The sequence below is a fragment of the Streptomyces sp. GL_140 genome, from assembly GCF_057834465.1.
Map to the genome: position 1 here is coordinate 5968146 of NZ_CM174404.1, position 21337 is coordinate 5989482.

Consider the following 21337-nt stretch of genomic DNA (forward strand, 5'->3'; position numbering starts at 1 on the left):
CGGCCGGAGGGAAAGCGATGGGTAGGACACTCGCGGAGAAGGTCTGGGACGACCATGTCGTCAGGCGCGCCGAAGGTGAGCCCGACCTCCTCTTCATTGATCTGCACCTGCTGCACGAGGTGACCAGCCCGCAGGCCTTCGAGGGTCTGCGCGAGGCCGGCCGAAAGGTCCGGCGCCTCGACCTCACCATCGCGACCGAGGACCACAACACCCCCACCATCGACATCGACAAGCCGATCGCGGACCCGGTCTCCCGGGCCCAGCTGGAGACGCTGCGCAAGAACTGCGCCGAGTTCGGTGTACGCCTGCACTCGCTGGGCGATGTCGAGCAGGGTGTCGTCCACGTCGTGGGCCCGCAGCTGGGCCTGACCCAGCCGGGCACCACCGTCGTCTGCGGTGACTCGCACACCTCCACCCACGGCGCCTTCGGCGCGCTGGCCTTCGGCATCGGCACCAGCCAGGTCGAGCACGTGCTGGCGACCCAGACGCTGCCGCTGGCCCGCCCCAAGACGATGGCGATCACCGTCACCGGCGCGCTGGCCGAGGGTGTCACCGCCAAGGACCTGATCCTGGCGATCATCGCCAAGATCGGCACCGGCGGCGGCCAGGGCTACATCCTGGAGTACCGCGGCGAGGCCATCGAGAACCTGTCGATGGAAGCCCGCATGACCATCTGCAACATGTCGATCGAGGCCGGCGCCCGCGCCGGCATGATCGCCCCCGACCAGACCACCTTCGACTACCTGGAGGGCCGCGACCACGCCCCGAAGGGCGAGGACTGGAACGCGGCGGTCGCGTACTGGAAGACCCTGCGCACCGACGAGGACGCGGTCTTCGACGCCGAAGTGGTCATCGACGGCACCACGCTCTCGCCGTTCGTCACCTGGGGCACCAACCCGGGCCAGGGCGCGCCCCTGTCGGCCAACGTCCCCGACCCGGCTTCGTACGAGGACGCTTCGGAGCGTCACGCCGCCGAAAAGGCCCTGGAGTACATGGGGTTGACCGCCGGGCAGCCGCTGCGCGACATCAAGGTCGACACCGTCTTCGTAGGTTCCTGCACCAACGGCCGCATCGAGGACCTGCGCGCCGTCGCGGGCATCATCGAGGGCCGCAAAGTCGCCGACGGCGTACGGATGCTGGTCGTCCCCGGCTCGGTCCGCGTCGCCCTCCAGGCCGTGGCCGAGGGCCTGGACAAGGTCTTCAAGGAGGCCGGCGCCGAATGGCGGCACGCGGGCTGCTCGATGTGTCTGGGCATGAACCCCGACCAACTGGCGCCCGGTGAGCGCTCCGCGTCCACCTCCAACCGCAACTTCGAGGGCCGGCAGGGCAAGGGCGGGCGCACCCACCTGGTCTCCCCGCAGGTGGCCGCCGCCACCGCGGTGCTGGGCCATCTGGCCTCGCCCGCCGACCTGTCCGACGCCACCGCGACCGCCGGAGTCTGAGAACGATGGAAGCCTTCACCACCCACACCGGCCGGGCCGTCCCGCTGCGCCGCAGCAACGTCGACACCGACCAGATCATCCCCGCCCACTGGCTGAAGAAGATCACCCGCGACGGGTTCGAGGACGGGCTCTTCGAGGCCTGGCGCAAGGACCCGGAGTTCGTCACGAACCGCCCGGAGCGCGAAGGCGCGACCGTCCTGGTCGCCGGTCCCGACTTCGGTACCGGTTCCTCGCGCGAGCACGCCGTCTGGGCCCTGCAGAACTTCGGCTTCAAGACGGTCATCTCCTCCCGCTTCGCCGACATCTTCCGCGGCAACTCGCTGAAGAACGGTCTGCTGACCGTGGTCCTGCCGCAGGAGACCGTCGAGCAGTTGTGGAAGCTGACCGAGGCCGACCCCACCGCCGAGATCACGGTCGACCTGGTCGACCGCCAGGTCCGGGCCGAAGGCGTCGTGGCCGAGTTCGAACTCGACGACAACGCCCGCTGGAGGCTGCTGGAGGGGCTGGACGACATCTCGCTCACCCTTCAGAACGAAGCGGACATCGCCACCTACGAAAGCGCTCGCCCCGCCTTCAAGCCGCGCACGATTCAGGCGTGATTCCCGTCTGATCAGCGCTTATTCGCCTTCGGGTGATCACATAGGCAACACTGTGCCCCCTGTCGTCCGACAGGGGGCACAGCTGTGTGTTGAGGCCCCGTGAGGCGACAACTCGCCCTAGATGGCACAATCTGTGCATGGAACGCGACAGTCAACTTAAGCTCTACGAACTTGTCGCCGACCGATTGAAAGAAGCGCACACGCGGGTGCGCTCACTGCAAGTCCCGGAGGGCGTAAGGATGGCGCTGACCCGGAAGCTGTTGGTCGTTACGGCCGCGGCGAAGCACGATCTCGCCGATGCGGCAGTGCGCCTGGACAGGTTGATGAAGGACCTCGACGAGGGTCGATTCCCTGAAGGCGACTGATGCGAAGGAACTCCGTAACGGCCTAGAGCGTTGCGGCACTAGGGTGATAAGCCCGTTTCGTGTTTGATTTGCGGTATATATCCGCCTAACGTGCGAAATAAGCTTGAACACATTCGTTCTGGCGAAGTCTCCGAAGGGGAAGACGTTGAACAAGGCGCAGCTCGTAGAAGCGATTGCCGACAAGCTGGGCGGCCGTCAGCAGGCCGCGGACGCTGTCGACGCGGTACTGGACGCGATTGTCCGCGCGGTCGTCGCGGGCGACCGGGTCTCGGTCACGGGCTTCGGCTCGTTCGAGAAGGTCGACCGCCCCCCCCGCATCGCCCGCAACCCGCAGACGGGTGAGCGCGTGCGGGTCAAGAAGACCTCGGTGCCGCGCTTCCGCGCGGGTCAGGGCTTCAAGGACCTGGTCAGCGGTGCCAAGAAGCTGCCCAAGGGCGGCGAGGTGTCGGTGAAGAAGGCCCCCAAGGGCAGCCTCACGCTTGGCAATACCGCGCCTTCGGCCACGGTCAAGAAGGCCGCCGCAAAGAAGGCCGCCACCGCCAAGAAGGCGGCTGCCGCGGCCAAGACCACGGCCGCGAAGAAGACCGCCGCGAAGAAGACCACGGCCACGGCCACCGCCAAGAAGACGGTCGCGAAGACCGCAGTGGCGAAGAAGGCCGCCCCCGCGGCCAAGAAGGCCACGGTCAAGAAGGCCACGGCGACGGCGAAGAAGACCACCGCGACGGCGAAGAAGACCGCGCCGGCGGCGAAGAAGGTCACCGCAGCAACGAAGGCGCCCGCCAAGAAGACGGCGACGCGCAAGGCCACCGCGAAGAAGACCACCGCCCGCAAGACCAAGTAGGGCACGAGTCACACACGACGGGCCGGCTTCCCCACGTCAGGGGAAGCCGGCCCGCGGTGCGTCCGCGCGACTGCCGGGCCGGGGCCGAAGGGCTGGAGCGGCCGGGCTGGAGCGGCAGGAACCGGGTCAGAACGTCTGCAGCGTGACCAGGGTGATCCGCAGGCCGGCGCCCTCGCCGTCCGTCTCGATCCGGACCCGCTGCCCGGGGCGCAGCAGCCGCAGGCCGCCCGCGTCGAACGCGGGGGCCTCGAAGGGCACCGGGGTGCCGTCGTCCAGCAGCACACTGCCGCTGCGGGTCTGGGAGTCGTACGTGTACGCGGTCGCCTGCATACGGGCACTGTATCGGGCCGTATGGCGACCCACGCCGAGAGTGAGGGCCGTTCGCAGATCCTCCGCCGTGTCCACGTCCCGGCGCACGCTGTCCACGTCGGAGAGGGCCATTTCCACCGCGCCCGAAGCCGAATGGCGGGCCCGCGACCGACCGCCGAACGAGGGGGCCAATTCCACGTCCGGCGCAGCGGAAAGCAAGGTCGTGCCGATTCCCGCCGCATCCGCCAGAAATGCCCGGGGAAATGCCGAAGCGGTATCGAGCACGCGTAGCAATTCGGGCGGCCGCAGCGCGGGTAGATCCGCGTTCATCGCAGCCACCGCCGCCCGCGGCCGGCCCGTGCGTATCTCCCGCGCCCCGTGGGCCAGCGCCGCGTTGAGCCCCGCGCCCGGGACGTCCGGGACGATCCGCGCCCCCAGCCGGGCCAGTTCCGCCCCGGCCGCCGGATCGTCCGTGACGACCACCACATCCGCGACCGCCGCGCAGGCCAGCGCCCCCGCGACGGTGTCCAGCGCGAATGCCAGGGCCAGTCCCGGCCGGGACGCTCCCACGGCCCTCGCCAGGCGGCTCTTGGCCACGGCCAAGGGCTTCAGCGGGACCACCAGACTCCAGACGGCGTTCGTGACCGACCCCTTCCTCCGGTGCGCTCGCGCAGCTGCGTAGACCATGTACGGGTCATGGCCGGGTCATGCGTCGACCCATTGTCACCTCATGCCGGACGGCCCGGGGCCTGCACGGGGTGCGCGGGGCGTACGGTGTTCTCGACAGAGACCGGACCCGGGGCGACACTTGTCCGGCCCCGAGGTGCCCAAGCCGCGCACCGGTCCTAGAGGAAGGTGTCCGAGTGTCCCGCCGCAGAATCGGCTTCTGGTACCGCCTTGCGGCGGCCATCGCGAAACCGCCGCTGGTAGTGCTCTTCAAGCGGGACTGGCGGGGAATGGAACACATTCCGGCCGAGGGCGGATTTATCACCGCCGTCAATCACAACTCGTATCTGGACCCGCTCTCCTACGCGCACTTCCAGTACAACACCGGCCGGGTGCCCCGATTGCTCGGCAAGGCGGCCCTCTTCGAGGTGCCCATTGTCGGCGCGATCCTGCGAGGCTCCGGCCAGATCCCGGTCTACCGGGAGTCCACCAACGCCCTGGACGCATTCCGGGCCGCAGTGGACGCGATCGAGCGCGGTGAATGCGTGGCCTTTTACCCGGAGGGCACCCTCACCCGCGATCCCGACATCTGGCCGATGGCCGGCAAGACCGGCGCCGCCCGGGTGGCGCTGCTGACCAGGGCCCCGGTCATTCCGGTGGCCCAGTGGGGCGCGAACCTCGCGATGCCGCCCTACGCCAAGGAGAACAAGCTCAGCCTGTTCCCGCGCAAAACCCTCCAGGTCCTCGCCGGACCGCCCGTGGACCTCTCCGCGTACTACGACCGGGAACCCACCCCGGACGTGCTCAAGGAGGTCACCGAGGTCATCATGGCGGCCATCACCGGGCTGCTGGAGGAACTGCGCGGAGAAACCGCGCCGGAGCAGCCGTACGACCATCGCAAGGCCAGGGCGGAACAGCGGCGCAAAGCCGCGGGGGAGGGCAACAAGTGACACGTCCCGTGAAGGCAGCCGTATTCGGAACGGGCTCCTGGGGCACGGCCTTCGCCATGGTGCTCGCCGATGCCGGCTGCGAGGTGGTCCTGTGGGGCCGCCGCCAGGAGCTCGTCGACGCCATCAACACCGGCCGGACCAACCCGGACTACTTCCCCGACGTGGAACTCCCGGAGAACATCCGGGCCACCACCGACCCGGCCGAGGCCGCGGCCGGCGCCGACTTCACGGTCCTCGCCGTCCCCTCGCAGACCCTGCGCGGCAACCTCGCCGACTGGGCACCGCTGCTCGCCCCCGACACCGTGCTCGTCTCCCTGATGAAGGGCGTCGAACTCGGCACCGCCAAGCGGATGAGCGAGGTCGTCGAAGAGGTGGCCAAGGTCCCCGCCTCCCGCGTCGCGGTCGTCACCGGGCCCAACCTGGCCCGCGAGATCGCCGCCCGGCAGCCCGCCGCCTCCGTCGTCGCCTGCGTGGACGAAGCCGTCGCCCAGCGCCTCCAGGCCGCCTGCCACACCCCGTACTTCCGTCCGTACACGAGCACCGACGTCGTCGGCTGCGAACTCGGCGGCGCCGTCAAGAACGTCATCGGCCTCGCCGTCGGCATCGCGGACGGCATGGGACTCGGCGACAACACCAAGGGCTCGCTCATCACCCGCGGCCTCGCCGAAGCCACCCGGCTGGGCCTGGCGATGGGCGCCGACCCGCTGACCTTCTCCGGCCTCGCGGGCCTCGGCGACCTCGTCGCCACCTGCTCCTCGCCGCTCTCCCGGAACCACACCTTCGGCACCAACCTGGGCCGCGGGATGACCCTGGAGGAGACCATCGCGGTCACCAAGCAGACCGCCGAAGGCGTCAAGTCCTGCCTGTCCGTGGCCGATCTGGCCCGCCGCCACGGAGTGGACATGCCGATCACCGACACCGTGGTCGACATCGTCCACCACGGCAAGCCCACCCTGGTCGCGCTCAAGGAACTCATGGGCCGCAGCGCCAAACCGGAACGGCGCTGACTGCTTTCCGGACGCATGAGCGGGTACCCTCGTGGCGATATGAGCAGCGAGAACCTCCCCCAGACCCCTGAGCAGCAGGGCCGCAAGCCCCGCGTGGCCGTCGTGTTCGGCGGCCGCAGCTCGGAACACGCCATCTCCGTGGTCACCGCGGGCGCCGTGCTGCGCTCCATCGACCGTTCCAAGTATGAGGTGCTGCCCATCGGCATCACCACGGACGGCCGATGGGCGCTGACCGCCGACGAGCCCTCCCGGATGGCCATCTCCGGCGGTGAGCTCCCCAACGTGGGACAGCTCGCCGACTCCGAGGAGGGCACCGTCGTGCTCTCCGTCGACCCGGCCAGCCGCGAGGTCGTCTACACCGAACCGGGCGCCGTCCCCAAGGCCCTGGGCGAGGTGGACGTCGTCTTCCCCGTCCTGCACGGCCCCTACGGCGAGGACGGCACCCTCCAGGGACTCCTGGAACTCGCCGGCGTCCCGTACGTCGGCTCGGGCGTCCTGGCCTCGGCCGTCGGCCAGGACAAGGACTACATGAAGCGGGTCTTCACGTCCTTCGGGCTGCGCGTCGGCCCGTACGTGACGATCCGCCCCCGCGAGTGGGAGAACGACCGCGAAGGCGCGCTCGGCCGCATCGCGGACTTCGCCGGCGAGCACGGCTGGCCGCTGTTCATCAAGCCCGCCCGCGCCGGCTCCTCGATCGGCATCACCAAGGTCGACGACGCCTCCGGGCTGGACGCGGCGATCCGCGAGGCCCGCCGCCACGACCCGAAGATCATCGTGGAGGCGCTGCTGCGCGGCCGCGAGATCGAGTGCGGAGTCCTGGAGTTCGAGGACGGGCCGCGCGCGAGCGTGCCCGCCGAGATCCCGCCGGTCTCCAGCCACGACTTCTACGACTTCGAGGCGAAGTACATCGACTCCGCCTCCGGCATCGTGCCCGCCCCGCTCACCCCGGAGCAGACCGCCGAGGTCCAGAAGCTCGCGATCGAGGCCTTCGACGCCGCGTCCTGCGAGGGCCTGGTGCGCGCCGACTTCTTCCTCACCGAAGACGGCACCTTCGTCATCAACGAGATCAACACCATGCCGGGCTTCACCCCGATCTCCATGTACCCGCGCATGTGGCAGGAGTCGGGCATCGAGTACCCGGAGCTGGTGGACCGCCTGATCCAGGCCGCCCTGCGCCGCTCCACCGGGCTGCGCTAGCCGTTCGGGCACGAAGCCCCGTAGAGGCGGAAAGGACCGCCCGCCGGCCCCCTTGGAAGGGATGGCCGGCGGGCGGTCCTCATGAGCGGGTACGGAGCCCCGTGCGGGCCGCGGGGTCCGCTGCGGGCCGCGGGGCCCCACGGCGGACTCAGTACGAGGCGATCCCCTCCGGGACGGTCTTGGCGATCGCCGCGGACAGGCCCACCAGCATGCCCGCATCCGTGGCATGCTCCTTGTCGACCCGGACCTCCGTGTACGCCAGCCGCAGCCCGGTGGTGAACCGGAAGCCGCCGTCGTCCAGCTTCTCCAGGAGCCAGCCGACACCGTTGACCTCGACGCCGTCCTGCTTCGGATCCGCCATCTTCGCGGGTTTGGCGATACCGCACCGCAGTACGATCGCCGAGCCGCCCCACGCGGCGGTCAGGTCGGAAGCCGGCAGCACCGGGGTCGCGACCAGACCGGCCACGGTGTCGGGGAGTTCCTTGTGGAGCGCCGCACAGAAACCCGCGACATCGGCGGGCGGTGCGGGCGGCGCATCCACCCGGGCCTGCGCACCACCCGGGGACGGGGAACAGCCCGCGAGGGCCGCCGAGGCGGCCAGCGCGGGCAGGGTGCGGAGCAGATACGAACGCCGGCTGTGTCGGGACTTCACCGGCCAAGAGTAGACGGGGGCTACAGATGGACCACCGGGCAGGTCAAGGTGCGGGTGATGCCTTCCACCTGCTGGACCTTGGCGACCACCATGCGGCCGAGGTCGTCCACGGTGTCGGCCTGGGCGCGCACGATCACGTCGTAGGGGCCGGTCACGTCCTCGGCCTGGATCACCCCCGCGATGTGCGCGATGGACTCGGCGACGAACGACGCCTTGCCCACCTCGGTCTGGATGAGGATGTACGCCTGTACCACGGAACCTCCAGGGCGGCCGCGAGGATCATTTCCCCTACCCTTCGGGTGGGCCCGGGGATGACGGGTGGGCCCGGGGAGGAAGGGACGCCACGGTACCGCGTCGCCGAGCGCCGCGGGGAGACCCGCGCGTCCGGCTCCACGCACAGCGGGGCGTACGGAGAGCAGAAGTTGACGTATCTGTTGACGGTACCCAGAGCTGTGACGGCTCGCGACCGCAAGCGGACTGGGCAAGAAGGGGCACAGCGATGAAGGGCACTGTGGGCGAGCTGGGGGAGTTCGGGCTCATTCGAGAGCTCACCTCACGGCTCACCACCACCCCGGCGGTCCGGCTCGGACCGGGCGACGACGCCGCGGTCGTGTCGGCCCCCGACCGGCGGGTCGTGGCGAGCACGGACATCCTGCTGGAGGGCCGGCACTTCAGGCGCGACTGGTCCACCGCCTACGACGTCGGCCGCAAGGCCGCCGCGCAGAACCTCGCCGACATCGCCGCCATGGGCGCCGTGCCGACCGCACTGCTGCTCGGCCTGGTCGTCCCGGCGGAGCTGCCGGTCACCTGGCCCACCGAGCTGATGGACGGCATCCGGGACGAATGCCAGGTCGCCGGGGCGGCCGTGGTCGGCGGCGACGTGGTGCGCGGCGACGTGATCACCGTGGCCATCACCGCCCTCGGGGACCTGCGCAACCACGAGCCCGTGCTGCGCTCCGGCGCCCAGCCCGGCGACGTCGTGGCCGTCACGGGCTGGCTCGGCTGGTCCGCGGCCGGGTTCGCGGTCCTCTCGCGCGGCTTCCGTTCCCCGCGGGCCTTCGTGGAGGCCCACCGGCGGCCCGAGCCGCCGTACCACGCGGGCCCCGCGGCCGCCGGACTCGGCGCCACCGCGATGACCGACGTCAGCGACGGCCTGATCGCGGACCTCGGTCACATCGCCGAGGCCAGCAAGGTACGGATCGACCTGCGCTCGGCGGCCGTCGACATCCCCTCGCAGATGCACGACATCGGCCAGGCCGTCGGCGTGGACCCGCTCCAGTGGGTCCTCACCGGGGGAGAGGACCACGCCATCGTGGCCACCTTCCCGCCCGACGTGAAGCTCCCGGCCCGCTGGAAGGTCATCGGAGAGGTCCAGAACCGCTCCGCGCTGCCCCAGGTGACCGTCGACGGCGCCCCCTGGACCAGCACCGGCGGCTGGGACCACTTCGGCGCCGACCCGGCGCCCGAGGAGCCCTCGCGATGACCGGGGTCCCCGCCCCGGCGCACCCGCCGCTGTGCCTGACCGTCGCCGGATCCGACTCCGGCGGCGGCGCGGGCATCCAGGCCGACCTCAAGACGATGCTGGCGCTGGGGGTCCACGGCATGAGCGTGGTGACCGCTGTGACCGCGCAGAACTCGCTCGGCGTCAAAGGGGTCTGGGAACTGCCCGCGGAGGCCGTCAGGGGCCAGTACAGGGCCGTGGTGGACGACATCGGGGTCCAGGCCGTGAAGACCGGGATGCTGGCCTCCGCCGTGCTCGTGGAGACGGTGGCCGAGCTGCTCGCCGGGACGGGCGCCCCGGCCGTCGTGGACCCGGTCGGCGTCTCCAAGCACGGGGACGCGCTGCTCGCCGCCACGGCGCTGGACGCCGTGCGCAAGGAACTGCTGCCCCGGGCCACCGTCGCCACCCCGAACCTGGACGAGGTGACCCAGCTCACCGGCGTCGTCGTGGAGACCGAGGACGACATGCGCCGGGCCGCCGACGCGGTCCTCGGGTACGGGCCCACCTGGGCGCTGATCAAGGGCGGCCACCTCGCGGCCCACGGGAACGAAGCCGTGGACCTGCTGACGGACGGCACCGAGGAGCACTGGCTGCGGGCCCCCCGCCACGGCAACCGGCACACGCACGGCACCGGCTGCACCCTCGCCAGCGCGGTCGCGGCGGGCCTGGCCAAGGGCCTGCCCGTCCCGGAGGCCGTCGCGGCGGCCAAGGAGTACGTCACGGGAGCCATAGCGGCCGGCTTCGCGCTCGGCGCGGGCACGGGCCCGGTGGACCACGCGTGGCGGTGGCGCCGAAGCGCCTGAAGGTCCGTGGGCCCGTAAGCCCAATGGGTCCCGTAGGTCCGCAGGTCCGCGCAAAACGCCTGTAGGGGTCGCTTCCCACGATGGGGAAGCGACCCCTACAGGCGTTTCAGGCAATGCAAGAGGCCGGTCCACCAGGTGGACCGGCCTCTTTGGCAACCGGAAAGGGCTGCGCTACGACGGAAGGCGTCAGCGCGAGACCTTGCCGGCCTTGATGCACGAGGTGCAGGCGTTGAGGCGCTTCGGCGTCCCATTGACCACGGCACGGACACGCTGGATGTTCGGGTTCCAGCGACGCGAGGTGCGGCGGTGCGAGTGGGAAATGCTGTTGCCGAAGCTCGGCCCCTTGGCGCAAACGTCGCAGTTGGCAGCCACAGGTCACTCCAAAGACTTCAGATGCACTTACAGTGAATCCCGGCGCACCGGTATCAGAGATCTGAAGGTGGTTTGCCGGGGGGAATGGCCCGACTCTCATCGGGCAACCGGAGCAGCATACAACGACTGCCTCGGTCCAAGAAAACTACCATGTCCGCCACTACCCCCGCCCCGGGGTCCCGCCCTCCAGGCCGTCCTTCGTTACCCTGCGGTGAACCCTGGCCCGCACAAGGAGGAACGCCCGGTGGCGCACGAGCCGCAACCGCACCCCCTCGACGAGCGCGCCCAGTGCGCCGAGCGCGACGCCCTCGACGCCGAAGCGGTGCGCACCTGGAGCGCGCTGGCCCTGGCCGCACTGGGCCGGGCCCGCGAGGACATCGACGCGATCAACGTCTATCCCGTCGCCGACGCGGACACCGGGACCAACCTCTACCTGACCGCCGAATCCGCCGACCGGGAGCTCGGGGACGCCTTCGACTGCGTGACGGACGGCACAGCGGGAACCTCCCTCCCGCAGGCCGTACGGGCCTTCGCGCACGGAGCCCTGATAGGCGCCCGGGGCAACTCCGGGACGATCCTCGCGCAGCTGCTGCGCGGAGTGGCCGACGTACTCGCGGACGAGCCCGCCGGGCGCGGGCCCGCGCGGCTCCTGGCCCAGGCGCTGACCCGGGCCGCCGAGGAGGCGTACCAGGCCGTCGCGCATCCGGTGGAGGGCACGATGCTCACCGTCGCCGCCGCCGCCGCGCGGGCCGCCGCGGGCGCCGAGGAGGCCGCCGGGACCGCCGCCGACGTGGCACGGGCCGCCTACGACGGGGCCCGCGCGGCCCTCGCCGAGACCCCGGGCCAGCTGGCCGCGCTGGGCCGGGCCGGAGTGGTCGACGCCGGGGGCTGCGGACTGGTCGCCGTACTCGGAGCCCTGTGGCAGGCCCTGTCCGGGCAGGAACCGGCCGCCGAGCCGGTGCGCGGCCGGGCCGTGGCCGTACCGCAGCCGCCGGAGCCCTGCGCGGAGGAGCTGGGCGGACCCGCGTACGAGGTGGTCTACCTGCTGGAGGCCGCCGAGGCGCTGGTCGAGGAGCTGCGGACCCGGCTCGACGGACTCGGCGACTCCCTCGTCGTGGTCGGTGGCGACGGACTGTGGAACGTCCACGTCCACGTCGACGACCCCGGCGCGGCAGTGGAGGCCGGAGTGGTCGCCGGGCGGCCCTACCGGATCCGCATCACGCACTTCGGCGACGAGCGGCGCCGGGCCCGAGGCGAGCGCGCCCAGCGGGCCGTCGTCGCCGTGGTCCAGGGCGAGGGGCTGGCCGGACTGTGCGGGGAGGCCGGGGCCACCACCGTGCTCGCCCGGCCCGATGCGCCCCCGGCTGTCTCCGACCTGGTGACGGCCGTCCGCCGGGCGCACGCCCGCGAGATCGTGCTCCTGCCCAACGCCGCCGAACTGCGGGCCGTGGCTGCCGCGGCCGCCGAGCAGGCCCGCGCCGACGGCGTACGGGTCGCCGTGATCCCCACCCGCTCCGAGGTTCAGGGTCTGGCCGCGCTCGCCGTCCACGATCCGGAGGGCACCTTCGACGAGGACGTGGTCGCCATGACCGCGGCCGCCGGCGCCACCCGCTACGGCGAACTCGCCGTCGCCGAACGGCAGTCCTTCACCTCGGCCGGCATCTGCCAGGCCGGCGACGTGCTCGGCCTCATCGACGGGGACGTGGCCGTCATCGGCCCGGACCTCACCGGGACCGCCGAGGCCGTCCTGGCCCGGATGCTCGGCTCCGGCGGCGAACTCGTCACCCTGGTCCTGGGACCCGAGGTGCCGGAGACGCTGGCCGCGCGTCTGGAGGCGTACGTCCAGCAGGCGCACCTGGCCGTGGACACCGTGACCTACCGGGGCGGCCGCGGGTCGGCGCCGCTGCTCATCGGGGTCGAATAAGGGTCGAAGGGCCGCCGTGTCAGCGCCATGGTGTGCAATGGAACACGTGCCCGCGCTCGACGAAGACCTCAAGAAGACCCTCGGCCCCGCCACCGCCAAGGTGCTCGCCGAGCAGCTCGGCCTGCACACGGCCCTGGACCTGCTCCACCACTACCCACGGCGCTACGCCGAGCGCGGCGAGCTGACCTCGCTGGCCGAGCTCGCCGACCAGATCGACGAGCACGTCACGGTGGTCGCGCAGGTCGCCGACGCCCGCCTGCTGACCTACCAGGGCAGCCGCGGCGGCGGCAAACGCCTCGAAGTCACCATCACCGACGGCAGCGGCCGGATCCAGCTCGTCTTCTTCGGCTCCGGCGTCCACAAACCGCACAAGGAACTGCTGCCCGGCAGCCGCGCGATGTTCGCGGGCAAGGTCGGCATGTTCAACCGCAAGCTCCAGCTCTCCCACCCGGCGTACGAGCCGCTGGGCGCGGAAGCCGGCGAGTCCGACGCGGCGGCCGCCTTCGCCAACCAGCTGATCCCCATCTACCCGGCCTGCAAGCAGATGGAGTCCTGGAAGATCGCCAAATGCGTGGACGCGGTCCTGCCGAGCGTCCAGGAGGCCGTGGACCCGCTGCCGCCCGCGCTGCGCGAGGACCGCGGGCTGGTCCCGCTCACCGAAGCACTGCTCAAGATCCACCGCCCGGCCACCAAGGCCGACATCGAGGACGCCCGCGGACGTCTGAAGTGGGACGAGGCCTTCGTCCTCCAGGTGGCCCTCGCCCGCCGCCGGCACGCCGACTCCCAGCTCCCCGCCGTGCCCCGCCGCCCCACCCCCGGCGGCCTCCTCGACTCCTTCGACGCCAAGCTCCCCTTCACCCTCACCGAAGGCCAGGAGACCGTCTCCAAGGAGATCTTCGACGACCTCGCCACCGACCACCCCATGCACCGGCTCCTCCAGGGAGAAGTCGGCTCGGGAAAAACGATGGTGGCCCTGCGGGCCATGCTCGCCGTCGTCGACTCCGGCGGGCAGGCCGCGATGCTCGCGCCCACCGAGGTGCTCGCACAGCAGCACCACCGGTCCATCACCGAGATGATGGGCGAGCTCGCCGAGGGCGGCATGCTCGGCGGGTTCGACCAGGGGACCAAGGTGGTGCTGCTCACCGGGTCGATGGGAGTGCCCGCGCGGCGCCGGGCCCTGCTCGACCTGGTCACCGGCGAGGCCGGGATCGTCATCGGAACCCACGCCCTCATCGAGGACAAGGTGAAGTTCCACGACCTCGGCCTGGTCGTCGTCGACGAACAGCACCGCTTCGGCGTGGAGCAGCGCGACGCGCTGCGCTCCAAGGGCAAGCAGCCCCCGCACCTGCTCGTCATGACCGCGACCCCGATCCCGCGCACGGTGGCCATGACGGTCTTCGGCGACCTGGAGACCTCCGTCCTGGACCAGCTGCCGGCCGGCCGCTCCCCGATCGCCACCCACGTGGTGCCCGCCAAGGACAAGCCGCACTTCCTGACCCGGGCCTGGGACCGGGTCCGCGAGGAAGTCGAGAACGGGCACCAGGCGTACGTGGTCTGCCCGCGCATCGGCGACGGGGAGGACGATGCGAAGAACGGCAAGGCGGCCAAGAAGAAGGCGGCCGAGGAGGACGGGGACAAGCGGCCCCCGCTCGCGGTGCTGGAGATCGCCGAACAGCTCACCCGCGGCCCCCTCGCCGGTCTGTCCGTGGAGGTGCTGCACGGGCGGATGGATCCCGGCGACAAGGACGCCGTCATGCGCCGCTTCACCGCGGGCGAGGTCAAGGTCCTCGTCGCCACCACCGTCATCGAGGTCGGGGTCAACGTCCCCAACTCCACCGTCATGGTGATCATGGACGCGGACCGCTTCGGCGTCTCCCAGCTCCACCAGCTGCGCGGCCGCGTCGGCCGCGGCTCCGCCCCCGGACTGTGCCTGCTGGTCAGCGAGATGCACGAGGCCAGCCCCGCCCGCGCCCGGCTCGCCGCCGTCGCCGCCACCCTGGACGGCTTCGAGCTCTCCCGCATCGACCTGGAGCAGCGCCGCGAGGGCGACGTACTGGGCCAGGCCCAGTCCGGGGTCCGCTCCTCACTGCGCATGCTCGCGGTCATCGAGGACGAGGAGGTCATCACCCAGGCCCGCGAGGAGGCCACCCGGGTGGTCGCCGCCGACCCGGAGCTCGCGGGGCTGCCGGGCCTGAAGACCGCCCTGGACGCCCTCCTGGACACCGAGCGGGAGCAGTACCTGGAGAAGGGGTGAGCGGTACGACCTATCGTTGAAGGCCTGTACCTCCTCTGCTCGCCCCCACCGAAGGACCCCCAGATGACCCGCGTGATCGCCGGAAGCGCAGGCGGGCGACGCCTCGCCGTACCGCCCGGCACCGGCACCCGCCCGACCTCGGACCGGATGCGCGAAGGCCTCTTCTCCACGTGGGAGTCGCTGCACGGCATCGAGGGGGCCCGGGTGCTCGACCTCTACGCGGGCTCCGGCGCCGTAGGCCTGGAGGCGCTCTCCCGCGGCGCGGACCACGCGCTGCTGGTCGAGCCCGACGCCAAGGCGGCCAAGGCCATCCGGGACAACATCAAGTCGGTCGGCCTGCCCGGCGCCGAGTTCCGGGCCGGCAGGGCCGAGCAGATCGCGGCCGTTCCCGCGCACGGGGACCCGTACGACGTGGTCTTCCTGGACCCGCCCTACGAGGTGGCGCACGACGATCTTCGCGAGATCCTGCTCACACTCCGGTCCAATGGCTGGCTCACGGGCGATGCGCTCGTCACCGTGGAGCGCAGGACGAGGAGTGGCGCATTCCCGTGGCCCGAGGGCTTCGAACCGCTCCGGTCCCGGAAGTACGGCGAAGGCACCCTTTGGTACGGCCGAGCCGCCACCATCAGCGAAGAGTCATGAATCCCGTACCGGGGAGCGAGGGAATCAAGTTGCGCCGCGCCGTCTGTCCCGGGTCGTTCGACCCCATCACCAACGGACACCTCGACATCATCGGCCGGGCCTCCCGGCTCTACGACGTGGTCCACGTCGCCGTGATGATCAACCAGTCCAAGCAGGGACTCTTCACCGTCGACGAGCGGATCGAGCTGATCCGCGAGGCGACCGCCGGCTACGGCAACATCGAGGTCGAGTCCTTCCACGGACTCCTCGTCGACTTCTGCAAGCAGCGCGAGATCCCGGCCATCGTCAAGGGCCTGCGCGCGGTGAGCGACTTCGACTACGAGCTCCAGATGGCCCAGATGAACATGGGGCTCTCGGGCGTCGAGACGCTCTTCGTCCCGACCAACCCCACCTACAGCTTCCTGTCCTCCTCACTGGTCAAGGAAGTGGCGACCTGGGGCGGCGACGTCGCCCACCTGCTGCCCGCCCATGTGCACACCGCGCTCATGGAGCGGCTGTCCGACCGCTGAGGTCCGGCCGCCCAAATCCCTGACGCCGAGTCAGTCGGTGTCGGCTCCCGGCCCAGTGGCCTTAAAGTCGTCCCGTCCGTCTCGGGAACCGCCCGAGGCCGAGAGAGTGCGAGCCCCCATGGACGTGCAGAAGAAGCTCGACGAGATCGTCGCGGCCGTCGGCAGCGCCCGGTCCATGCCCATGTCGGCCTCGTGCGTGATCAACCGCGCCGAGCTGCTCGCACTCCTCGAAGAGGTACGGGGCGCCCTGCCGGGCTCGCTCGCGCAGGCGCAGGAGCTCATCGGCGGCCGGGAACAGATGGTCGAGGAGGCCCGCCGGGAGGCGGACCGGATCATCGAGTCGGCGCACGCCCAGCGCGGTTCGCTGATCTCCGACACCGAGGTCGCCCGGCGCTCCCAGGACGAGGCCGACCGGATCCTGGCGGATGCCCGCCGGGAGGCCGAGGAGGTCCGGGCCGAGGCCGACGACTACGTCGACAGCAAGCTCGCCAACTTCGAGGTGGTCCTGACCAAGACCATCGGCTCGGTGGACCGGGGCCGCGAGAAGCTCCTGGGGCGGGGGGCCGGGCTCGACGAGCAGGGCTACCCCGACGCGGAGGCGCCCGAGCGCAGCCACGACCCCGAGACGCAGCGGCAGCAGGCGGACGCGTACGTGGACACCAAGCTGGCCACCTTCGAGGCGGTGCTCTCCAAGACCCTGGAGGCCGTCGGCCGGGGCCGCCAGAAGCTCCTCGGCCGGGTGGCCACGGACGACCTCGGCGCGCACATGGCCGCCCAGGACGCCGCGGGGCTCCAGCAGTCCCGCTCGGCGAGCGACGCCGACTTCCTGGCCGGGCTGGCCGAGCCGGAGGCCCCGCTGATCCCCGCGCAGATGCAGGCGCAGCCGGAGCCCGTGTACGACACCTACGCCTACCAGCAGCCCGTCCAGCAGGACGCCTACTCCTACCAGGACCCCTACGGCGGCTACCAGCAGGTACAGCAGCAGCCGGACCCGTACTCCGGTGCGAGCACCGGCTCCACCGGAGCGGCCTACGCCGCGCACTACGACGAGCAGCAGCAGCCGGACCCCTATGCGGGCTACCAGCAGCCGCAGCAGGGCACACCGGACCAGCAGGCGGCGCTCGACGAGACCAGCTTCTTCGACACGAGCATGATCAACCTGGATCAGCTGCGTCAGTACGAGCAGGGCCGCTGACCTCCGTCGCCCACCCGGATTGGGCTCAGGGCGAAGGGGCGGGTATCCTGGCTCTTCGGTCGCGCGTATGCACCGCGATCCATGCTGCCCATGAGTGGCGGAAGCATTGATCTTCAGCAGTCTCCAGTGATTTTGTGAAAGCAGGAACAGCCCTGAATACCCGCCTCGACCACCACAACCCCCTCGTGTTCGACACGCACGAGCTGGGGCGGCGTCCTGGTGCCATGCTGCGGCTGTCCCGTGAAATCGCGGCACCGGGGGACCTCGGTCTCGCCGGAGTCATCGGAGTGCCGGAAGGCAGCAAGCTGAACCTCAAGCTCCGCCTCGAGTCGGTCATGGAAGGGGTGCTTGTCACAGGCACCGCCCGTGGCTCGGCCGTGGGAGAGTGCGTAAGGTGTCTGGAGGCCGTCGAGCGAGAGCTCAAGGCGGACTTCCAGGAGATGTTCTCGTACCCTGACGCCGACGACCGGAACCGCTCCAAGGCGGAGCCGGCCGACGACGCCGAGGACGACGAGGACACGCTCTTTATCGAGGACGGCTTGTTCGACCTCGAACCCGTGCTGCGCGATGTGGTGGTGCTCGCACTGCCGCTGCAGCCGGTGTGCCGGGAGGACTGTCTCGGACTGTGCCCCGATTGCGGGCTCAGCCTGAACGACGACCCGGACCACCACCATGACGCCGTCGACATCCGTTGGGCGGCATTGCAGGGACTCGTCACCGATCAGGGCGTCGAGAAGGACAATATGAGCGGCACTGCCTCCGACGGAGTTCAGGGCGCCGCCGAGAAGCAGGAGAAGTAGCCGTGGCTGTTCCGAAGCGGAAGATGTCGCGCAGCAACACGCGCCACCGCCGGTCGCAGTGGAAGGCTGCGGTCCCCACCCTGGTTTCGTGTGAGCGTTGCCAGGAGCCGAAGCTCCAGCACATTGCGTGCCCGAGCTGCGGCACCTACAACAAGCGCCAGGTCCTCGAGGTCTGAGCGGCTGGTGAGAGGCGCAATGTCTGAGCTGTCCAACGCTGAGAAGCAGGCAGACAGTAACAACGCGGCCTCGTCCCACACGCTTCTGGAAGGGCGGCTCGGGTATCACCTCGAGTCCGCCCTTCTGGTGCGTGCACTGACCCACCGTTCGTACGCGTACGAGAACGGCGGTCTGCCCACCAACGAGCGGCTGGAGTTCCTCGGGGACTCCGTGCTGGGCCTGGTGGTCACGGACACGCTGTACACGACTCACCCGGACCTGCCGGAAGGCCAGCTGGCCAAACTGCGGGCAGCGGTAGTCAACTCACGCGCACTTGCGGAGGTCGGGCGCGGCCTCGAACTCGGCTCCTTCGTCCGGCTCGGCCGGGGTGAAGAGGGCACGGGTGGCCGGGACAAGGCCTCCATCCTCGCCGACACGCTTGAAGCGGTGATCGGCGCGGTCTACCTCGATCAGGGCCTCGACGCGGCCTCGGAGCTGGTTCACCGGCTCTTCGACCCGCTCATCGAGAAGTCCTCCAACCTCGGTGCCGGCCTGGACTGGAAGACCAGTCTCCAGGAGCTGACGGCGGCCGAAGGTCTTGGTGTGCCGGAATACCTGGTCACCGAGACAGGTCCGGACCACGAGAAGACCTTCACCGCTGCCGCCCGCGTCGGTGGTGTCTCGTACGGCACCGGCACCGGCCGCAGCAAGAAGGAAGCCGAACAGCAGGCGGCGGAGTCCGCTTGGCGCGGGATCCGCGCCAAGGCGGACGAGCGGATCGCGGCGCAAGCCCTGGCCGCTGCCGCTCCGGTTCCGACCGGGGTTCCGGTCTCGGAGCCGGACCCGGTCTCGGAGTCGGACCCGGACGGGGCCTCGGCCGCGACCGGTACCGACGCCGGGGATGGCGAGGCGCCGACGCCCGCCGCCCCGACACCGGGAGCCTGACGCTTTCTTCGGGATTTCCCCCGCCCGCCCCTGCCTCGGCAGGGGCGGGCGGACCCGTTTCCGGCCCGGGTCCGGGTGGCCGGTACGCTCGCCGGGAGCGTTCACGACCGCACCCCTCCGGAGGACCCCGTGCCCGAGCTGCCCGAAGTCGAAGTGGTGCGGCGCGGACTGGAACGCTGGGTGGCCGGGCGGACCGTGGAAGCGGTCGAGGTGCTGCATCCGCGCGCCGTACGCCGGCACGCGGGCGGCGGAGCCGACTTCGCGGCGCGGCTGGCCGGGGAGACCTTCGGCGTGGCGCGGCGGCGCGGCAAGTACCTGTGGGTGCCGCTGGCCGAGCGGGAGATGTCCGTGCTCGGACACCTCGGGATGAGCGGGCAGCTGCTGGTCCAGCCCGAGGACGCCCCCGACGAGAAGCACCTGCGCATCAGGGTGCGGTTCCGCGACGACGCGGGCACCGAGCTGCGCTTCGTCGACCAGCGGACCTTCGGCGGCATGTCGCTGCACGAGAGCGTCGCGGAGGGGACGGACGGGTACGAGGACGGACTGCCCGAGACGATCGCGCACATCGCCCGGGACCCGCTGGACCCGCTCTTCGACGAGACGGCCTACCACTTGGCGCTGCGCGCCAAGCGGAGCACCATCAAGCGGGCGCTGCTCGACCAGTCGCTGATCAGCGGGGTCGGCAACATCTATGCGGACGAGGCGCTGTGGCGCGCCAAACTGCACTACGAGCGCCCCACTGCCACCCTCACGCGCCCCCGGAGCGCGGAACTCCTCGGCCACGTCCGCGACGTCATGAACGCGGCCCTCGCCGCCGGCGGCACCAGCTTCGACAGCCTGTACGTCAACGTCAACGGGGAGTCGGGCTACTTCGACCGCTCCCTCGACGCGTACGGGCGCGAGGACGAGCCCTGCCGCCGCTGCGGTACCCCGATGCGGCGCCGGCCGTGGATGAACCGGTCGAGCTACTTCTGCCCGCGCTGTCAGCGACCCTCGCGCGCGGCCTCGTAGGCGGAGCGGGAGCTCAGTACCTCGGGCATCCGCTCCTCCAGCAGGGTGATGAGCGCGACGAGGCGCTCCGCGATCTCCGCGCCGAAGGGGGTCAGCTCGTAGTCGACCCGGGGCGGGTTGGTGGGCTGGGCCTCGCGGGTGACGATGCCGTCGCGTTCCAGCGCCTGCAGGGTCTGGGACAGCATCTTCTCGCTGACGCCGTCGACGCGGCGGCGCAGCTCGTTGAAGCGGCACGAGCCTTCGCGCAGGGCGCCCACGGTGAGGCTGCCCCAGCGGCCCGTGACGTGTTCCAGGGTCTCCCGGGACGGACACGCGCGCGCGAAGACATCGAAGGACGGATCGGTAGCGGCGGCGTCGTCGGCTTCGCTACAGGCTGGAGTCTGCATGCTTTCAGCGTACTACCGCACAGCGCTGATCGTTTTGCTTGCGCTTTCCAAAAGTTAGTGGTTGGCTGTTTCCCGTCGCACCAACAGCACGGCGCCGCGGCCGACCGCGGAGCTTTCGAGGGAGATCAGCCTTGTCCGGTATCACGCACGCCCCCGTCGTTTCGATCGCCTACCACTCCGGCTACGGCCACACCGCCGTCATCGCCGAGGCCGTCCGGTCGGGAGCCGCCGAGGCCGGTGCGACGGTGCACCTGGTCAAGGTCGACGAGATCGACGACGCCCAGTGGGAGCTCCTGGGCGCGTCCGACGCGATCATCTTCGGCGCCCCCACCTACATGGGCACCGCCTCCGGCGCCTTCCACGCCTTCGCCGAAGCCACCTCCAAGGTGTGGTTCACCTTCGGCTGGCAGGACAAGGTGGCTGCCGGCTTCACCAACTCCGGTTCCAAGAGCGGCGACAAGGGCCACACCCTCGGCTTCTTCCAGACGCTGGCCGCGCAGCACGGCATGAGCTGGGTCAACCTGGGCCTGAAGCCGGGCTGGAACGCCACCACCGCTTCCGAGAACGACATCAACCGCCTCGGCTTCTTCGACGGCGCCGCCGCTCAGACCCACACCGACCAGGGTCCCGAGGGTGTCCACAAGGCCGACATAGCCACCGCCGAGCACCTTGGCCGCCGCGTCACCGAGCAGACCCGCGTCCTCGTCGCGGGCCGCGCTGCGCTGGCCGCCGAAGCGGTCTGACGCACGACGGGTACTTAGGGCGCGACGGGCCCTTGGGCACGACGGGAGAGGGGCACGGCCGCACCGCG

General features: G+C 70.8%; 23 protein-coding genes and 1 pseudogene. 19 read left to right on the forward strand and 5 right to left on the reverse strand.

The window, feature by feature from the left end; translation table 11 throughout:
• Nucleotides 1-17 precede the first annotated feature (17 nt).
• From leuC to AC3IYJ_RS27705, 4 genes are all read left to right on the forward strand, one after another.
• Entirely contained in the window at nucleotides 18-1442 is a 1425-nt protein-coding gene (gene leuC / locus AC3IYJ_RS27690) for a 3-isopropylmalate dehydratase large subunit (protein ID WP_489397421.1), read from the forward strand.
• A 5-nt stretch (nucleotides 1443-1447) separates the two neighbouring features.
• The gene (leuD, locus tag AC3IYJ_RS27695) at nucleotides 1448-2041 is read left to right on the forward strand and encodes a 3-isopropylmalate dehydratase small subunit (RefSeq protein ID WP_489397422.1); all 594 of its coding nucleotides are present in this window, start codon (nucleotides 1448-1450) and stop codon (nucleotides 2039-2041) included.
• Nucleotides 2042-2178: 137 nt separating this feature from the next.
• Nucleotides 2179-2406 (forward strand): SCO5555 family protein, encoded by a 228-nt coding sequence (locus AC3IYJ_RS27700; protein ID WP_330298768.1) that lies wholly within the window; start codon nucleotides 2179-2181, stop codon nucleotides 2404-2406.
• A 145-nt stretch (nucleotides 2407-2551) separates the two neighbouring features.
• The gene (locus AC3IYJ_RS27705) at nucleotides 2552-3247 is read left to right on the forward strand and encodes an HU family DNA-binding protein (RefSeq protein WP_489397423.1); all 696 of its coding nucleotides are present in this window, start codon (nucleotides 2552-2554) and stop codon (nucleotides 3245-3247) included.
• A 333-nt stretch (nucleotides 3248-3580) separates the two neighbouring features.
• Here the strand turns inward: AC3IYJ_RS27705 and cofC are convergent.
• Nucleotides 3581-4243, reverse strand: a pseudogene (gene cofC / locus AC3IYJ_RS27710) (2-phospho-L-lactate guanylyltransferase); the annotation flags it as partial.
• A 176-nt stretch (nucleotides 4244-4419) separates the two neighbouring features.
• On the opposite strand from cofC, the gene AC3IYJ_RS27715 reads away from it, so the two are divergent.
• The 3 genes from AC3IYJ_RS27715 to AC3IYJ_RS27725 are packed head-to-tail and all read left to right on the forward strand — an operon-like array spanning nucleotide 4420 to nucleotide 7376.
• The gene (locus AC3IYJ_RS27715) at nucleotides 4420-5172 is read left to right on the forward strand and encodes a lysophospholipid acyltransferase family protein (protein WP_489397424.1); all 753 of its coding nucleotides are present in this window, start codon (nucleotides 4420-4422) and stop codon (nucleotides 5170-5172) included.
• Complete coding sequence (locus AC3IYJ_RS27720; RefSeq protein ID WP_489397425.1) at nucleotides 5169-6179, forward strand: NAD(P)H-dependent glycerol-3-phosphate dehydrogenase; 1011 nt, start codon at nucleotides 5169-5171, stop codon at nucleotides 6177-6179. Before AC3IYJ_RS27715 ends, AC3IYJ_RS27720 begins: the two co-directional genes overlap by 4 nt.
• Nucleotides 6180-6218: 39 nt before the next feature.
• Nucleotides 6219-7376, forward strand: coding sequence for a D-alanine--D-alanine ligase family protein (locus AC3IYJ_RS27725; RefSeq protein ID WP_489397426.1), 1158 nt, complete (start codon nucleotides 6219-6221; stop codon nucleotides 7374-7376).
• 148 nt (nucleotides 7377-7524) lie between these two features.
• On the opposite strand, the gene AC3IYJ_RS27730 is transcribed toward AC3IYJ_RS27725, so the two are convergent.
• Complete coding sequence (locus AC3IYJ_RS27730) at nucleotides 7525-8028, reverse strand: DUF3515 domain-containing protein (RefSeq protein WP_489397427.1); 504 nt, start codon at nucleotides 8026-8028, stop codon at nucleotides 7525-7527.
• A 20-nt stretch (nucleotides 8029-8048) separates the two neighbouring features.
• Nucleotides 8049-8282, reverse strand: a complete 234-nt coding sequence (locus AC3IYJ_RS27735; RefSeq protein WP_489397428.1) for an Lrp/AsnC ligand binding domain-containing protein — start codon at nucleotides 8280-8282, stop codon at nucleotides 8049-8051.
• A 245-nt stretch (nucleotides 8283-8527) separates the two neighbouring features.
• Here AC3IYJ_RS27735 and AC3IYJ_RS27740 point away from each other — a divergent pair, with 245 nt between their 5' ends.
• Nucleotides 8528-9511 carry a thiamine-phosphate kinase gene (locus AC3IYJ_RS27740; protein WP_489397429.1) on the forward strand — a complete coding sequence of 328 codons (984 nt, stop codon included), beginning with the start codon at nucleotides 8528-8530 and terminating at the stop codon, nucleotides 9509-9511.
• Nucleotides 9508-10332 (forward strand): bifunctional hydroxymethylpyrimidine kinase/phosphomethylpyrimidine kinase, encoded by an 825-nt coding sequence (thiD, locus tag AC3IYJ_RS27745; protein WP_489397430.1) that lies wholly within the window; start codon nucleotides 9508-9510, stop codon nucleotides 10330-10332. The genes AC3IYJ_RS27740 and thiD overlap by 4 nt, the downstream gene beginning before the upstream one ends.
• Before the next feature lie 186 nt (nucleotides 10333-10518).
• Here the strand turns inward: thiD and rpmB are convergent, their stop codons facing one another.
• Complete coding sequence (gene rpmB / locus AC3IYJ_RS27750) at nucleotides 10519-10704, reverse strand: 50S ribosomal protein L28 (protein WP_073911113.1); 186 nt, start codon at nucleotides 10702-10704, stop codon at nucleotides 10519-10521.
• 244 nt (nucleotides 10705-10948) lie between these two features.
• Here rpmB and AC3IYJ_RS27755 point away from each other — a divergent pair, with 244 nt between their 5' ends.
• The 9 genes from AC3IYJ_RS27755 (at nucleotide 10949) to mutM (ending at nucleotide 20140) form a co-directional block, all read left to right on the forward strand.
• Entirely contained in the window at nucleotides 10949-12628 is a 1680-nt protein-coding gene (locus AC3IYJ_RS27755; protein ID WP_489397431.1) for a DAK2 domain-containing protein, read from the forward strand.
• 37 nt (nucleotides 12629-12665) lie between these two features.
• Nucleotides 12666-14882 (forward strand): ATP-dependent DNA helicase RecG, encoded by a 2217-nt coding sequence (gene recG / locus AC3IYJ_RS27760; protein WP_489397432.1) that lies wholly within the window; start codon nucleotides 12666-12668, stop codon nucleotides 14880-14882.
• Nucleotides 14883-14945: 63 nt separating this feature from the next.
• Nucleotides 14946-15524 (forward strand): 16S rRNA (guanine(966)-N(2))-methyltransferase RsmD, encoded by a 579-nt coding sequence (rsmD, locus tag AC3IYJ_RS27765; protein ID WP_489397433.1) that lies wholly within the window; start codon nucleotides 14946-14948, stop codon nucleotides 15522-15524.
• A gap of 29 nt (nucleotides 15525-15553) precedes the next feature.
• Complete coding sequence (gene coaD / locus AC3IYJ_RS27770) at nucleotides 15554-16033, forward strand: pantetheine-phosphate adenylyltransferase (RefSeq protein ID WP_489402954.1); 480 nt, start codon at nucleotides 15554-15556, stop codon at nucleotides 16031-16033.
• A gap of 118 nt (nucleotides 16034-16151) precedes the next feature.
• Nucleotides 16152-17228, forward strand: coding sequence for an ATP synthase subunit B family protein (locus AC3IYJ_RS27775; protein WP_489397434.1), 1077 nt, complete (start codon nucleotides 16152-16154; stop codon nucleotides 17226-17228).
• 152 nt (nucleotides 17229-17380) lie between these two features.
• On the forward strand, nucleotides 17381-18028 hold the full coding sequence (locus AC3IYJ_RS27780) for a YceD family protein (protein WP_489402955.1): 648 nt from the start codon (nucleotides 17381-17383) through the stop codon (nucleotides 18026-18028).
• 2 nt (nucleotides 18029-18030) lie between these two features.
• Nucleotides 18031-18204 carry a 50S ribosomal protein L32 gene (gene rpmF, locus AC3IYJ_RS27785; RefSeq protein WP_003965982.1) on the forward strand — a complete coding sequence of 58 codons (174 nt, stop codon included), beginning with the start codon at nucleotides 18031-18033 and terminating at the stop codon, nucleotides 18202-18204.
• 19 nt (nucleotides 18205-18223) lie between these two features.
• Complete coding sequence (gene rnc / locus AC3IYJ_RS27790; RefSeq protein WP_489397435.1) at nucleotides 18224-19129, forward strand: ribonuclease III; 906 nt, start codon at nucleotides 18224-18226, stop codon at nucleotides 19127-19129.
• 129 nt (nucleotides 19130-19258) lie between these two features.
• Nucleotides 19259-20140 carry a bifunctional DNA-formamidopyrimidine glycosylase/DNA-(apurinic or apyrimidinic site) lyase gene (gene mutM, locus AC3IYJ_RS27795; RefSeq protein WP_489397436.1) on the forward strand — a complete coding sequence of 294 codons (882 nt, stop codon included), beginning with the start codon at nucleotides 19259-19261 and terminating at the stop codon, nucleotides 20138-20140.
• Here mutM and AC3IYJ_RS27800 read toward each other — a convergent pair.
• Nucleotides 20113-20526: a winged helix-turn-helix transcriptional regulator gene (locus AC3IYJ_RS27800; protein ID WP_489397437.1), complete on the reverse strand. Its 414-nt coding sequence runs from the start codon at nucleotides 20524-20526 to the stop codon at nucleotides 20113-20115. The genes mutM and AC3IYJ_RS27800 overlap by 28 nt on opposite strands.
• Nucleotides 20527-20666: 140 nt before the next feature.
• Between AC3IYJ_RS27800 and AC3IYJ_RS27805 the strand changes: the two genes are divergently transcribed.
• Entirely contained in the window at nucleotides 20667-21269 is a 603-nt protein-coding gene (locus tag AC3IYJ_RS27805) for a flavodoxin family protein (RefSeq protein WP_489402956.1), read from the forward strand.
• Nucleotides 21270-21337 lie beyond the last annotated feature (68 nt).